Annotated in this window: 16 protein-coding genes and 1 pseudogene; 7 read left to right on the forward strand and 10 right to left on the reverse strand. The window is 40.1% G+C overall.

The annotated features are described in order from the left end of the window. Positions 1-12: 12 nt before the first annotated feature. The 6 genes from OGM63_RS22945 to dnaK all read right to left on the reverse strand — a co-directional run bounded on the left by OGM63_RS22945 (position 13) and on the right by dnaK (position 5,264). The gene (locus OGM63_RS22945; RefSeq protein ID WP_263747982.1) at positions 13-285 is read right to left on the reverse strand and encodes a DUF3143 domain-containing protein; all 273 of its coding nucleotides are present in this window, start codon (positions 283-285) and stop codon (positions 13-15) included. Between the two features lie 37 nt (positions 286-322). Next, positions 323-880, reverse strand: coding sequence for a J domain-containing protein (locus OGM63_RS22950; RefSeq protein ID WP_263747984.1), 558 nt, complete (start codon positions 878-880; stop codon positions 323-325). Between the two features lie 358 nt (positions 881-1,238). Further along, complete coding sequence (locus OGM63_RS22955) at positions 1,239-1,445, reverse strand: hypothetical protein (RefSeq protein ID WP_263747985.1); 207 nt, start codon at positions 1,443-1,445, stop codon at positions 1,239-1,241. Positions 1,446-1,595: 150 nt separating this feature from the next. Beyond that, a complete protein-coding gene (locus tag OGM63_RS22960; protein WP_263747986.1) occupies positions 1,596-1,868 on the reverse strand; it encodes a hypothetical protein in 273 nt (90 codons plus the stop codon). 63 nt (positions 1,869-1,931) lie between these two features. Beyond that, the gene (locus OGM63_RS22965) at positions 1,932-2,921 is read right to left on the reverse strand and encodes a DnaJ C-terminal domain-containing protein (protein WP_318528528.1); all 990 of its coding nucleotides are present in this window, start codon (positions 2,919-2,921) and stop codon (positions 1,932-1,934) included. A 171-nt stretch (positions 2,922-3,092) separates the two neighbouring features. Next, positions 3,093-5,264 (reverse strand): molecular chaperone DnaK, encoded by a 2,172-nt coding sequence (gene dnaK, locus OGM63_RS22970; RefSeq protein WP_263747997.1) that lies wholly within the window; start codon positions 5,262-5,264, stop codon positions 3,093-3,095. 117 nt (positions 5,265-5,381) lie between these two features. Here dnaK and OGM63_RS22975 point away from each other — a divergent pair, with 117 nt between their 5' ends. From OGM63_RS22975 to OGM63_RS22995, 5 genes are all read left to right on the forward strand, one after another. Further along, positions 5,382-6,230: a M28 family peptidase gene (locus OGM63_RS22975; protein ID WP_263747988.1), complete on the forward strand. Its 849-nt coding sequence runs from the start codon at positions 5,382-5,384 to the stop codon at positions 6,228-6,230. A 141-nt stretch (positions 6,231-6,371) separates the two neighbouring features. Beyond that, the gene (locus OGM63_RS22980) at positions 6,372-7,811 is read left to right on the forward strand and encodes a DNA methyltransferase (protein ID WP_263747989.1); all 1,440 of its coding nucleotides are present in this window, start codon (positions 6,372-6,374) and stop codon (positions 7,809-7,811) included. Then, positions 7,808-8,152: a hypothetical protein gene (locus OGM63_RS22985; protein WP_263747990.1), complete on the forward strand. Its 345-nt coding sequence runs from the start codon at positions 7,808-7,810 to the stop codon at positions 8,150-8,152. Before OGM63_RS22980 ends, OGM63_RS22985 begins: the two co-directional genes overlap by 4 nt. Before the next feature lie 143 nt (positions 8,153-8,295). Next, the gene (locus OGM63_RS22990) at positions 8,296-8,514 is read left to right on the forward strand and encodes a hypothetical protein (RefSeq protein WP_263747991.1); all 219 of its coding nucleotides are present in this window, start codon (positions 8,296-8,298) and stop codon (positions 8,512-8,514) included. Further along, entirely contained in the window at positions 8,507-8,932 is a 426-nt protein-coding gene (locus OGM63_RS22995) for a hypothetical protein (RefSeq protein ID WP_263747992.1), read from the forward strand. Before OGM63_RS22990 ends, OGM63_RS22995 begins: the two co-directional genes overlap by 8 nt. A gap of 2 nt (positions 8,933-8,934) precedes the next feature. Here OGM63_RS22995 and OGM63_RS23000 read toward each other — a convergent pair whose 3' ends face one another. Further along, positions 8,935-9,846 carry a bestrophin family protein gene (locus tag OGM63_RS23000; protein WP_263747993.1) on the reverse strand — a complete coding sequence of 304 codons (912 nt, stop codon included), beginning with the start codon at positions 9,844-9,846 and terminating at the stop codon, positions 8,935-8,937. A 233-nt stretch (positions 9,847-10,079) separates the two neighbouring features. Between OGM63_RS23000 and OGM63_RS23005 the strand changes: the two are divergent. Further along, positions 10,080-10,731: pseudogene (locus OGM63_RS23005) on the forward strand (Uma2 family endonuclease). On the opposite strand, the gene OGM63_RS23010 reads toward OGM63_RS23005, so the two are convergent. Further along, positions 10,625-10,963 (reverse strand): hypothetical protein, encoded by a 339-nt coding sequence (locus tag OGM63_RS23010; protein WP_263747998.1) that lies wholly within the window; start codon positions 10,961-10,963, stop codon positions 10,625-10,627. The pseudogene OGM63_RS23005 and the gene OGM63_RS23010 sit on opposite strands and share 107 nt — an antisense overlap. A gap of 161 nt (positions 10,964-11,124) precedes the next feature. Between OGM63_RS23010 and OGM63_RS23015 the strand changes: the two genes are divergently transcribed. After that, positions 11,125-12,384, forward strand: a complete 1,260-nt coding sequence (locus OGM63_RS23015; RefSeq protein WP_263747994.1) for a RuBisCO small subunit-like domain-containing protein — start codon at positions 11,125-11,127, stop codon at positions 12,382-12,384. Here the strand turns inward: OGM63_RS23015 and OGM63_RS23020 are convergent. Together OGM63_RS23020 and OGM63_RS23025 are read right to left on the reverse strand one after the other, a co-directional pair. Continuing rightward, a complete protein-coding gene (locus tag OGM63_RS23020) occupies positions 12,381-12,521 on the reverse strand; it encodes a hypothetical protein (protein WP_263747995.1) in 141 nt (46 codons plus the stop codon). The genes OGM63_RS23015 and OGM63_RS23020 overlap by 4 nt on opposite strands. Positions 12,522-12,579: 58 nt before the next feature. Then, positions 12,580-13,164 (reverse strand): TetR/AcrR family transcriptional regulator, encoded by a 585-nt coding sequence (locus tag OGM63_RS23025; RefSeq protein ID WP_263747996.1) that lies wholly within the window; start codon positions 13,162-13,164, stop codon positions 12,580-12,582. Positions 13,165-13,411: the final 247 nt, after the last annotated feature.

The raw sequence follows: 13,411 nt of genomic DNA on the forward strand, positions 1-13,411 counted from the left end.
CCCCCTCCCCTTTTAAGGTCCGGAAAAAACTGCTTGTTCTATATCTTCCCGACTGAGGGAGTACTTGAACGATCGCTGTATATCTTGCCCATTTTTCCCGGAAGGGAAATATCGCACGATGATTTGCTCAATATCGAGCCAGATTTCGGCTTGCCATAGCGGTCGATCGACATGCCAACAATGGGGCTGTTGTTCATCTTGTTGACAGCCTTGGTTTTTTAACCACTGCTCAATCTGAGGTAGAGGGTGGCTATATAAGGGAGTATCGGCAGAAACTTTATTCATGATTTGCGTCAAAAGTCAAGGATAAAATAAATAACTTTTACTTGTTAATTTCTAGAGGATTATTCCTTTGAGAAAAGTGGTCAATTTGCTCTTGAACTACTGGCGTTGGTGGTATAAATTGCATTCGGAAGGCAGCATCACCGCGAGTTAAGCCGATGGCGATCGCCAATAACAAACAACCAAGAATAGTTAACCCCATAATAAATAAAGCAAAGATTTCCCCAGATGAGAGCGGGCGATCGCTGGCATTAAGGTAAGCTGATTTTGACCAATCATAAAAATTAGCGACGGGATGGTTCAAGTCAGGGGGTGCTTGAATGACGCCAAAGCGAGAGTAGCCAATTTTTAAATCGTAGCTTAAACGGCGTTCTGGGCTGCTGAGAGTGGCGTAAGCTTCGTTAAGTTGCTGAAATTTAGCAGTAGCGATGGCAGCAGGTAAGTCTGTAGTATCTGGATGAAAGTGTTTGCTCAGTTCCCGATAGGCATGACGGATTTCAATTACCGATGCCGAGGGATGCAGTCCTAGCAGGGAGTAAAATGTAAGTTCACTTTTTTGTGGTGTTGCTCCGTTTTGATTCACGGTTGTTTGAGTCACGATTAGCTCAAGTTTTTTCTTATTTTAAACCTGACAATGGCAGAGTAGGCGATCGCACGCGAAATCTCTTATCCGATTTCCTTTGAGCCTAGTAAACTTCATCGTGATTACCAATGTCAACAAATACAGCGTTTCCGTCGTCAGTGAAGTAGAATAATACTCTTTCGTCGTACTCTATGCTAAAACTCCATAATTCTTTAAGCTTCCCTGATAACTTGTGAGTTTTCAGGCTTTGGTCGAAAGGATCGTTTGTAAACAGCTCCAATTTTTGCCAAAACCTTGTTTCCAAGTCTACATTTCCTTTAAGCGTGCTTTTAAAAAGCACGCTTAAAGGATGAACTAAAACTGACTTCCACCATTAATCTTCTATCAGTTGTTTTAGTTCGTTGATGTTATTAGAGAATTTCAGTTTACCGTTTTGCTCTTCTGCTTGGCTTATTTTCAAGTTTTCATATATTTCTTCTCGACGTTCTTCGCGCAAATACTGGCTTAATAGCAATTGAATTTCTTGTTTCTCTTTAATCGAAAGACTTTTGATTGTTTCTACTAAGTCACTGAAGCTCATAAGCTGAGATACCTCGTATTTTTTACTCGCTAATCTACCTTTCTTTATTGCATCTGTTAAGTAAGTTACATGAATTATTTAAAATTACTTTATTAGCTCATATTATCAGTACTCTTTTGAGTAAAAGTCTATATTTCTTGTAGCATTCTCTTATTTTTTCTGTACACACTCAAATGATAATCCCGTCGTTCCCGAACCATGTCCAGAAAAATGGATAATGTTTGGTCGGAAATCGAAAATTGCCCGACGAATGTCTCTTGAACGTACAGCCCACTCCTGTTCTAAGATAAATTTGTCATGTTTTTGCGATCGCCGCAAACCTTCCTTAATGTCACGCACTTCATTATCGATACGCAGGGGCAATGTCTGTTTAGGATTTGCTGCCAAAATCAAGATTTTTTTGACTGGAATGCTATTACTCATTTGATTAAGCTTGTACAGGATAGATATAACCTCATTATTAAAGGTAGATACACTCCCTCATACCTATCCTAGTAAATCAGCGCGAGGTTTAAAGGTTTCAATTTGCCGCAATTTTTCGTATAATTCTTTTTCTTCTTGGCTAATAGTTTTGGGAGTAACTATCTGAATTTCCACCAATTGATCACCACGTTTACCACCTTCGCTGGGGTAGCCTTTATTGGCAAGACGGAATCGTTGACCAGACCTAACTCCTTGGGGAATTGACATTTTCACCGGTCCATCGAGAGTTGGTGCTTCTACTTGTCCTCCTAAAACGGCTTCGCTGGGAGTCACAGGTACTTGGCAAAATATATTTAAGCCTTCTAGTTTAAACAGAGGATGCGGTTCGACTGTAATTTTTAGATACAAGTCTCCCCCACCAACGCCTTGGTTACGCAAGCGGATGGTTTGACCTGTTACCATACCTGGAGGCATAGTCACTTCTAGCGATCGCCCATCTTCTAAGCGAATGCGTTCGTTGCCACCTATGTAAGCTTTTTCTAGTGGTAAAGTTAATCTCGCTTCTATATCTCGACGGTTACTGCGAGGAGTTTTCGGTACTGTGTATTGAACTTGACTTCGGGGGCTACGATATGGATCGCGGTTAGCGTCATTAGTAGAATCACTTGCCCCATTTTTATCATTTTTTACACCGACAACTTGATTAATAAAGTCCTCAAAGTTGGCAAAATCGCTAGGATTTACATCTTGAGTATTAGTGCGATCGCTCTTCTGATTACCCCAACCTTTACCCTTTGAGGTCTGTTGTTTGCCACTAAAGCCTCTTTGATTCCAGTAGCGGCTAAACTGATCGTATTGCGCTCGTTTGGTTGAATCGCTAAGGATTTCATAAGCTTCACCAATATCCTTAAATTTGTCTTCGGCAGCTTTGTTTCCCGGATTTAAGTCTGGGTGATACTGCCGTGCTAATCGGCGATAATTCTTTTTAATTTCCTCACTTGAGGCTTCTTTCGGTACTCCTAAAATCTCGTAATAATCGCGAAAATTCTGCAAATTTTGCATAGTTCAGTTTAACTATATATTTTAGATTTTATTAATATTTAATCGCTAATAGTGCTATTAACTATTACTTGTTCCCGATTACCAAATCCGAATCAACTTGATTTTGGCGGTACTAACAAAGATGATACAAGGGCGGAGGAAAACTCCGCCCATTCAAAAGCACTATAGCCAATCGTCCTCTTCATCATCCCAGTTATCTTGGTAACTTGGACGCGATCGCCGCTCAGAACCGCTGTTATAGGAGGAGGGACGACTGTCTTTGTCTCTATAGTCTTTGTTGCTGCTGTAATCTCTGTTGTTGCCGTAGTCTTTGTTGCTGCTGTAATCCCTGTTGTTGCCGTAGTCTGTGTTGCTACGGTAATCCTTGTTGTTGCCGTAGTCTGTGTTGCTACGGTAATCCTTGCCATAATTATCGCGATCGCGATTATTATCTCTTAAATTGTCTCGCTGGCGTTCTTTTTCCCCGGTGAAAATTTCCTTGATTGTACCCAACAAGTCATCCTCTTCGTCATCAGCGTAATACTGACGAACTTCCCGATTTAGATCGTATAAAGCATCTTGCAGGTCAGCGTAGGTTTGGTCAATACCGCGATCGTCATTTTTTTGTAAATTTTCGCGTAGTTCCCGACTAATAGTGTCAATTCGTTGACGCCTGTTTCGGGCAAATTGCATTCCAAAATCTAGCGCCACTTCTCTAAGTTGTCTTTCTGCTGATAAAATTAAAGCCTCGCCACGGGTGCGCTTTTCTACTCGTTCTTTGCGTTCTCGGTCTTCGTCAGCATATTTTTGAGCATCTTGAATCATTCGGTTCACTTCCGACTCGCTTAAGGTGGAAGCACCTTGAATCGTGACACTTTGCTCTCTACCTGTAGTTCTATCTAAAGCTGTCACCTGTAAAATCCCGTTGGCATCGATATCAAAAGATACCTGAATTTGCGGTACTCCTCTTGGTGCGGGGGGAATTCCATACAGCTTGAACCGTCCTAAAGACTTGTTATTTGCTGCCATTTCCCGTTCACCTTGGACTGCGTGAATTTCCACAGTATTTTGGTTATTTTCTGATGTGGAAAAAATGTCAGAGCGACGTACTGGTATAGTTGTATTGCGGGGAATCAGCTTTTTCATGACGCCGCCGATGGTTTCCAAGCCGATAGATAAAGGCGTGACATCCAAAAGCAGCACATCCTTAAGTTCTCCAGCGAGAATGCCTGCTTGAATTGCCGCACCAACTGCCACAACTTCATCAGGGTTAACGTTTTCGTTCGGTTCGATGCCGATTAAGTCACGCACTAGCTGCTTGATCATTGGAATGCGGGTACAGCCCCCCACAAGGACAACTTCCTCAATATCTTCAGGTGTCAAACCGGCATCTTTCAACGCTCTTTTGACTGGTGTTCGTACTCGACTTACCAAGTCGGTGCATAAACCTTCAAATTCCGACCGAGTTAAACGAGTTTCGATATGTTTGGGACCTTCTTCGGTGGCAGTGATGAAGGGTAAGTTAATATCGGTGACGCTGACGGCAGAAAGTTCGATTTTCGCTTTTTCGGCAGCTTCCATGAGGCGTTGTAAAGCTTGGCGATCGCTTCTTCTTAAGTCTACTCCTTCTGTTTCCAGAAATTTATCTGCCAACCAATCTACGATCTTTTTGTCAAAATCATTACCGCCTAGCTGCGTATCTCCACTAGTAGATTTAACTTCAAAAACGCCGTCACCAACTTCTAAAATCGAGACATCGAAGGTGCCACCACCCAAATCGAATACTAAGATTGTCTCCGTATCACCGCGATCCAATCCATAAGCCAAAGAAGCAGCGGTAGGTTCATTAAGAATTCGCAATACATCTAACCCGGCAATTCTGCCAGCATCTCGCGTCGCTTGCCGCTGAGAATCGTTAAAATAAGCAGGTACGGTAATTACTGCCCCGGTAACTGTATCGCCTAAATAACGACTCGCATCGTCTGCCAGTTTTTTCAGCACCATTGCGGAAATTTCTTCTGGAGCGAAGTCTTTGCTTAGTTTGGGACAGACTATTTTAATATTGCCTACTTCGTCTTTGCGAATCGTGTAGGGTACTCGCTTTGATTCTGAACTTAGTTCGCTATACCTGCGACCGATGAAGCGTTTCACGGCAAAGAAGGTATTTTGGGGGTTGAGGACGGTTTGACGCCGTGCCATTTGCCCAACGACCCTTTCACCTTCTTTGCTAAAGCCAACGACGGAGGGGGTTGTTCGCATTCCTTCTGCATTGGCAATGACCACCGGCTTGCCACCCTCCATGACGGCGACTACTGAGTTGGTTGTACCCAAGTCGATGCCGACTACCTTGCCCATGCGTTGCTGTTCTCCTAAAGTGTCTAATAAATTTTGTTTGTTTGCAAGCAATGCTTGATTTATTCTATCTTGCAGTTGGGAATTACACGTTCAAACAGCGTTTATTGCTATAATTCTGTGAATTTAAAAAAGTTGTTGCAAGCTCATCTTACGTTTATAGCCCGCGATCGCGATCCGTTTTTGGCGACAGGGGGACATTTTTTTGTCCAACAATACATCAAAGAAGAGTTTGAACAATGGGGAAGTGTGGAAATCCACACCTTTGAGGTAAACGGCAAAGCTGGTAGAAACCTGATATTGAATTTACCTCCATTGGAGAGATTCTCAAAGAAGGATTTACCACCCATTTTAATTGCAGCACATTATGATGCCGTTCCGGGAACAACAGGAGCTGATGATAATGCTACAGGTGTAGCTGTGTTGCTGGAATTGGCAAGAATGTTTGCCACCGAACCAATCAAATATCCTTTGCGATTGATAGCTTTTGATATGGAAGAATACGGTTTACTTGGTAGCGCTGATTATGCAGCCAAGTTAAAGCAAGAAAAGCTGAAGCTACGCTTGATGATGTCTTTGGAAATGTTGGGTTATTGCGATGCAGCACCTAATTCACAAAATTATCCCCCACCTTTAGAACGTTTTTATCCAAATAAAGGCGATTTTATTGCTTTAATTGGCAATTTGCGGACATTACCCGATTTAATTAATTTGAGTCGCAGTATTCGTCAATCTGGTACACCTAGCGAATGGCTACCTGTGCCAAATAGAGGTTTAATTGTTGGTGATACAAGACGAAGCGATCATGCACCGTTTTGGGATGCAGGTTATCCGGCAATTATGGTGACAGATACTGCTAATATGCGAAATCCACATTATCACAAACCAAGTGACACTATTGCCACTTTGAATTTAGATTTTCTTACAGGTGTCTGTCAAGGTTTGGAAAGAGGTATTAGGAACTTGTGAAAAAATGGATTTTTTGAAGTAAGCAGGTAGAGTAAAAAAAGCCAACAAAAACATGTTGGTTAAATTCCACTTATTATATATAAATCAAGCAGCCAAAAAATTTAGCCGATGAGGAATAATAATTTACCATCAAGCAACTTTATGCCAATCGATTCCTCTTTAATTAATAGAAGTAATCTTTACAAAAAATTTAGCTCAAAGATTTTTCATAATCCTTATTTAGATAGAACTTTGGTTAGTTTCCAAGGTAATAAGCAAGCTCCATTTTCTTCCTGGTTTAAATATAGAGAAGGTTTTTCTGAAAAGCTAGTTACTTATCTTCTTCAAGAATTAAAGCCACAACCCGGTATTCTACTCGATCCGTTTTCTGGATCTGGGTCATCTCTATTCGCTGCAAGTGCCTTGGGGTGGCAATCTATAGGAATTGAACTTTTGCCTGTCGGCATTTTTGCCACAAAATCTCGGCTTGCGTCTCAAAAAATTAATGTAAACTCATTAAACACAGTAATTTGGGATTTGAAAACAATAAATTTTTTAGATTACTACAACCAGACTGATACATTTAATCATATTGCAATTACCCAAGGAGCATTCTCTTCAATAAATGAAGAAAAGTTAATAGGTTATCTTTTTTATTGTAATAATTATATTTTGGATGATGATATACGTTCTCTACTTTTGTATGCTGCTTTTTGTATACTGGAAGATATTAGCTATACCAGAAAAGATGGTCAATATCTACGGTGGGATACTCGCTCAGGTCGTTCTAAAGGAAAAAATGAATTTAATAAAGGAGAAATTTTAAATTTTGATAATGCAATTCACCAAAAGCTAAAGCAGATTGCATCCGATTTAGATGTCAGTTCTATCCAATTGGATTTATTTAAAAATAGTTTATCATTGCAAGATCCAGTTGAAAAGCCGGAACCTAAACTTTTTCAAGGCTCTTGTTTAGAAATTCTTCCGACTATCGAAGAAAGCAGTATTGATTTTGTCATAACTTCGCCACCTTATGCCAATAGATATGATTACACTCGCACCTATGCTCTTGAACTTGCATTTTTAGGTTGCAGTGAAGAAAAAGTCAAGCATTTACGTCAAACAATGTTGTCGTGTACTGTTGAAAACCGAGATAAGCGTAATTATTTAGAAAATTATTATACTATTATAGGAGGTTATCAAGATTTCTTAAAAATAGATTTAACTTTCCAAAATCAGGCTGCGTTACAAGAAGTATTATTAATTTTGGAAAATTATGGATCAGAAGGTAAGTTGAATAACAAAAATATTACCAGAATGCTACGTAATTACTTTTATGAAATGTGCTTTGTCATCTATGAATTAGCTCGAATCCTTAAAGCTGGAGGTATAGTAGCAATGGTAAACGATAACGTTCGATATGCTGGAGAGGAAATTCCTGTAGACTTAATTTTATCTGATATAGCAGAGTCTTTTGGGCTGGTAACACGACACATTTGGATATTAGGGCAAGGAAAAGGCAATAGTAGTCAGCAAATGGGAAATCACGGTCGCTCAGAATTGCGTAAATGTGTATATATTTGGGAAAAGCCAGCACTGTGACAATAGAGGAAAATAATCTATTAACTGAAGCAAATCGCGTCAACTATCGTTTGCGTTCCACCTTCTTTTATCGCAAGCTTAAGGAATATAAAACGCTATCTTTTAATGCGAAAATTAATGCATTATTACCCATCAAGCATTTATATAGTTGGGAAGGTTGGGTAAACTGGGGTATCGGAGAAGATGCATTTACCTACATGAGTCAACATCCCAACTTGCAGTTAATTCAAGTATTTTGTCACCCCAGGCTAATTAGAGAACACTCTACATTATTAGCTTATTATCGTAATATCGCAGCACTTTCTCAAAAAGCCGTTACAGGCAAAAATTTCTCTAGATGACTGAACGCTAGATATTAAAATCACAACTTCAGCTAACTACTCTAAAATTAGTAAGTGCTATTCGCTAGTAGGGTGCGTTACGCTAAAATGCAACAACAATGACTATATAATTCAATTACCAACCTATTTATTAAGTCGATTTTATGTCTCTCACTGAACTTTTGCCCCATTTAAAAGAATTATCTCACACCGATAAACTCTTATTACTGCATTTGCTGGTAACTGAAATGGTGAACGAATCCGGTTTACTTCCATTAGATGCTCAAGGTAAAACCGCAAACCTTGGTCTACATGATTCTTTTGAAGCCGCTGCTGTTTTAGCAAAAGCTTTAGCAGAAACAAAAGCAGCAACAAATGGTTGATAAAGTTAGATTTGGGTTCACTGAGGTTAACCCAGAGTTAGGTGCATTAAGTACATTTCCTTATCTTCCTTTGACCCTAACCTATCAAAATCATTCGTTGAATGTATCGGGTTTACTCGATACAGGTTCAAGTGTTAATGTCTTACCTTATGAAATCGGATTGAGGTTGGGGGCTGTTTGGGAACGTCAAACACTTTCCGTTCCGTTGGGAGGTAATTTGTCTAGATTTGAAGCAAGAGCATTGGTTGCGATCGCAACAGTCGAACAATTTCCACCTGTGGAATTAGCTTTTGCTTGGACAAGAGACAGAAATGCTCCCTTAGTTTTAGGACAGATGAATTTTTTCTTGGAATTCAATGTATGTTTTTATCGTGCTGATTTAGCATTTGAGATTAGCCCTAAAAAAATGCATTTATAATCTTAATTGTTGATGTTATCATGATGCGATCGCACGTATGGATTAAACTTAATTAAATCGTCTATATTCCGTTTCATTGTGTTACAAATCGTCTCTAATTGCAAATCATTTGCATCATGACCAAAGGGGTTTTCTATCTCTATACCAATGGCTTCAATGCCAAACAAAGTAAAACTAACGAAAGCTGTAATTAAACCCGTCCACCATCCCAGACTTTCCACTAGTTGAAAAGGTAGTAATAAGCAATATACTAATAGTAATTGTTTCAGATGAATCGCATAAGCTAGAGGTATCGGCGTTTTGAGAATGCGTTCGCAAGCTCCTAAATTATCCACGAGATTATTTAATAAGTCTTGTATAGCTATTAGTTGATATTTACAGAGGCAATTACCCTTGTATTGCCTTTGTAAATAATCACCAATCCAGAAAGCAATCTTTAAGGGGGGATTATTCAAAGTTTTTAGTTTTAGATACCGAGAATGTCCCATGAGTTCTTCTAACTCACTACTGACAGGTTCTCCCCGCAGGTGGTATTTAGTTGCTACAGAAAAAGCTACCAATAAATATAATGCCGCCATTTTATTTTCTTTATCCTCTGGGGTTATTTCATCAATCGATACCAAAATCTGTCTCGCTAAATTTCGCGTATTATTCACCATAGAACCCCAGCATTTTCTACCTTCCCAAAATCGGTCGTAAGCTGTGTTTGTGCGAAAAACAAGTAATAAACCCAAAACAATACTGGGAATAACGCTTTCAAATATAGGCTGAGAAACAGGTAATTTTAAATAGTAAAGCAAAGAAACGAAAATACCGAAAAAACCACAAGCCAGAACTCTTCTATGAATTGCTAATACAACCGAGCCTTTTAATTGAAAAGCTAGTTTTATCCAATGGAATTTTTTGCCTGTCATGCAGTTCCTCATCAATAAGATTTAATAAACAGAAATGACCATCTGATAACCTAAAAATAAGAACTATGCAAGTAGTACAAATTAAAATGAGAAATTTATCAGGGTAAATTTTAAATTAACAAAAGCAGTACATTTACTGTTGTGTGAAAACGCTTTTACTCGTATGTCAGTGATTCATCGATTGCTGTCGTCAAATCCACAGTATACTGAATTCAGCAACACTCCTTTGAGGAATCTGCGATCCCAGAGCATCCGTAAAACGTATACCGCCGTTAGAAAGTGGCGATCGCCTCTCTCGCGACGAATTTGAACGCCGATACACCGCGATGCCCCATATTAAAAAAGCAGAATTGATAGAAGGAATAGTGTATATGGCGTCACCTCTACGTTTTAATAGTCATGGAAAACCCCACGCACAGTTAATAACTTAGTTGGGAGTTTATCAAGTTTCTACTCCAGGCGTGGAGTTAGGTGATAATGTCACAGTACGCCTGGATTTAGATAATGAGCCACAGCCCGATGTTGTACTGTTAATTGATCAACCCTTGGGGGGACAAGCACGTATTAGTGATGATGATTATGTAGAAGGTGCCCCGGAGTTAGTTGTAGAAGTTACAGCTAGCAGCGCGGCAAATGATTTACATAACAAGAAAAGAGTATACCGTCGTAACGGTGTTCAAGAATATATCGTTTGGCAGATTTTAGAAAATAAACTTTACTAGTTCAGCTTGCTTTCATAGCGAGTATGTATTACTAGAACCGGATGCAAATAATATCATTAAAAGTCTCGTCTTTCCTGGTTTGTGGTTGGATTTGCCCGCATTACGTGCAGCAGAGATGACAAAAGTTTTAGCACTGGTGCAACAAGGGTTAAATAGTCAATAACACGCAGATTTTGTTTTGGCACGGTAGCATTCAATAAATTGACAAAATTATTGGACATCTCCAGAAAAGACGTAGCATTTACCGTAGAGACGTAGCATTTACCGTAGAGACGTAGCTGCCGTAGAGACGTAGCATTTACCGTAGAGACGTAGCATTTACCGTAGAGACGTAGCTGCCGTAGAGACGTAGCATTTACCGTAGAGACGTAGCATTTACCGTAGAGACGTAGCATTGCTGCCGTAGAGACTACCAAGTGCTACGTCTCTACAAGGGTTTCGGGCAACGCATAATTAAATTCTGGAGATGTCTACTGTTAGAAAAAATCGGTGAGCCGCTGTCCCTAGAAAAAACTAACATTATCTTTACAAGTGTTAAATATTAGTTGACAAACTCATGGGTTATTATATTGCTCCTCGTTTTCTAGATAAACTTGCCGTCCACATCACGAAAAACTTCCTGAATATTCCTGGTGTGCGAGTACCTTTAATTTTGGGAATTCATGGACGCAAAGGTGAAGGAAAGACTTTTCAATGTGAGTTAGTCTTTGAGAAAATGGGTATCGAGGTAACTCTCATTTCTGGGGGTGAACTGGAAAGTCCGGATGCGGGAGATCCAGCGCGTCTGATTCGTCTGCGCTATCGAGAAACAGCAGAATTAATTAAGGTGCGTGGTAAAATGTGCGTGCTGATGATTAACGATTTAGATGCAGGTGCGGGACGCTTTGATGAAGGTACGCAGTACACTGTAAACACGCAGTTGGTAAATGCCACACTGATGAATATTGCTGATAATCCTACTGATGTGCAGTTACCTGGAAGCTATGATTCAAACCCTTTACGTCGCGTGCCGATTATTGTTACAGGTAATGATTTTTCCACTCTCTACGCACCGTTAATTCGCGATGGTCGGATGGATAAATTTTACTGGGAACCAGACCGCGATGACAAGGTGGGAATTGTTGGTGGAATTTTTGAAGCGGATGGACTTTCACGTCGGCAAGTAGAAGAGTTTGTAGATAAATTTCCCCATCAATCAATTGACTTTTTTAGCGCTTTGCGATCGCGTATTTATGACGACCAAATCCGCAACTTTATCCATCAAGTCGGTTTTGAGCGAATTTCTTTACGTGTGGTTAACAGCGCTGAAAAACCACCAGAATTTCAAAACCCTGATTTTAGCTTGTCTCACTTAATTGAGATGGGCAATTTTATGGTAAGTGAACAAAAACGGGTGGAAAATTCTCAGTTGGTTGATGAGTACAATCGCTTAAACCGAGGCAGAAATAATCAATCTGTACCTACAAGCGTTGTGGCACCGGTTAGTCAGCCGTCAAAAAATAGTTTAAACGAACCTGCAAAAACGAATGGATCGAGTACACATTTGACCTTAGAAACACAAGAGCAAGTACGTCAGATTTTGTCTCAAGGTTATAAAATTGGCATTGAACACGTAGATGAAAGACGCTTTCGCACTGGTTCTTGGCAAAGTTTTGCGGTTCCACAAATTGATGCCGAATCTGATGCTATATCAACTTTGGAATTTTTTCTCGCCGAACATAGTGGGGAATATGTGCGCTTGGTAGGAATTGAACCCAAGGCAAAACGACGAGTTGTGGAAACGATTATCCAACGTCCCAATGGGAAATCCAGCTAATCATCTTTTTTGCATTCATTAACCGTCCTAGAAGCGCAACGAGGGAAAAGTTGGTAGTCGCTAAGTTGATGTGAAACAAGAATGCGATCGCATTCGTCAAAGATTGCGATCGCACTTCCTGGACTTAAACCAAACATTTTGCCCAAATGTAGCCTAAACTGGCGATATTCGCCGCAAATACGTCACGATGAACGCTCACCAATGCTTAGTGCTAAACAATCCCCGAAAGTTGTTATTAACGAATTCTTGAATCATTAAAGGGGTTGCTTTCATGCGAGCTAATGCGAAGACCCCGATCATTGCACCAAACAGAGCATCGACTCCTTCGAGAATTGAAATTGTCTCTAGCAGTTGCCCATCTAGCCTAGCGCGATCTAAGTGTTCGGAAAAAAATTTGTTGATAAAAGTCACATTTAGCTCAACTGCTTGCTGAAGTTCCGGGGTAGGAATCTCGGCAGACATCAAAAGATTAACCAGAAAGCACCCACGTCCCATACCCTTTGTCGTCGCAATTTCCACAGCGTTGTGGAAGTAATGAGCGATCGCTTTCATTCCTTGATCGGGAGTATCAAATGCGACTCGAATTTTTTCCTCATACCGCTCAAATGCTGCATTAAATAGCACTTCCTTTGAGCCAAAGGCATTGAACAAACTCCCTCGTTTCACCCCCAACTGTTGTGCCAAGTCATCCAAAGACGCAGCACTATACCCATGCTCCCAGAAATAATCGCATAGTTGTTCTATAACTTCATCTGTATCAAATGATCGGGGTCGAGACATCGCTATCAGTAGTTGGATTAAAATTATTGCTTTTGATTCTTGACGAGTTCGACAAGAATGTTTATTATTGTCTATATCGACAAAATGAGGCACTTGATAAGCATAACCCACAAGTAAGGGTTTGTGCGATTCGTTCCCTATAAAGTGGAAAGGCTACCAGCCTAAAAACGAACTAGGGGCAAGGAGACTAGTCCTTCGTATTGACTAGAACAGAACCTTGACAACTTGGTTTCCATGCAGATGAAAT

Origin of the sequence: Plectonema radiosum NIES-515, from assembly GCF_025753815.1 — a bacterium.
GTDB classification, from domain to species: domain Bacteria; phylum Cyanobacteriota; class Cyanobacteriia; order Cyanobacteriales; family Nostocaceae; genus Hassallia; species Hassallia radiosum_A.